The 824-nt window shown below is 60.0% G+C and carries 2 pseudogenes; both read left to right on the forward strand.

Going from position 1 to position 824, the window contains the following annotated elements:
* Window positions 1-224: pseudogene (locus GO707_RS11830) on the forward strand (carbamate kinase); the annotation flags it as partial.
* A 302-nt stretch (window positions 225-526) separates the two neighbouring features.
* Window positions 527-824, forward strand: a pseudogene (locus GO707_RS11835) (serine/threonine protein kinase); the annotation flags it as partial.

The raw sequence follows: 824 nt of genomic DNA on the forward strand, positions 1-824 counted from the left end.
ACTTCAACACGCCCGAGCAGGAGCAGATCTCCGAGATGACCGTGTCCCAGGCCCGCGAGTACATCGCCCAGGGCCAGTTCGCCCCCGGCTCGATGCTCCCGAAGGTCGAGGCCTGCATCGAGTACGTCGAGGCCTACCCCGAGGGCAAGGCGCTCATCACGTCGCTCGAGTGCGCGGCCGCGGGACTTCGCGGCGAGACGGGCACCGTCATCGTCGCCGACTAGGCACCGATGCGCAACCTGCCAGGGGGAGTGCGATAGGCGCCCCTTGACATTAACTTAATGCATTAAAAGAGCGCGTTCTCCGCGAAGGTGGAGAACGCGCTCTTCCTATTCTGCTCGTATGCACAACAGGTCAACAAAAAAATAGTTGCTCAACTGGGAAATTTTTTCTTGCAGGTGAACAAAAATGGTGCTATATTGAACCCATCGATAAAGCCGACCGATCAGCTCATCGGTTTTGTCGATAGTAATTATTCCTCATCGTCGCGAGCACGGTTAAGGCGTGCTCAAGAAAGGAATGAACCATGGCTAAAATCGTCAGCTCTTGGAACGACTGGGATCCGCTGAAGCGCGTCATCGTCGGCCGCTGCGACAACTCCGTCATCCCGCCGGAGGAGCCCGCCACCTCTGAGAAGGTGCCCGTCGATTCCGAGATGCGCGGCATGTGGGGCCTCCGTCCGCTGGAGACCGTCGAGCGCGGCAACGAGTGCCTCGAGAACCTCGTGAAGATCCTCGAGGACCGCGGCGTCGTCGTCGACCGCCCGACCCCGCTGCAGTGGAACCAGGCCATCGGCACGCCGGACTTCCGCAACGACTCCATGA

Origin of the sequence: Adlercreutzia rubneri (genome assembly GCF_009755265.1) — a bacterium.
GTDB lineage: Bacteria > Actinomycetota > Coriobacteriia > Coriobacteriales > Eggerthellaceae > Adlercreutzia > Adlercreutzia rubneri.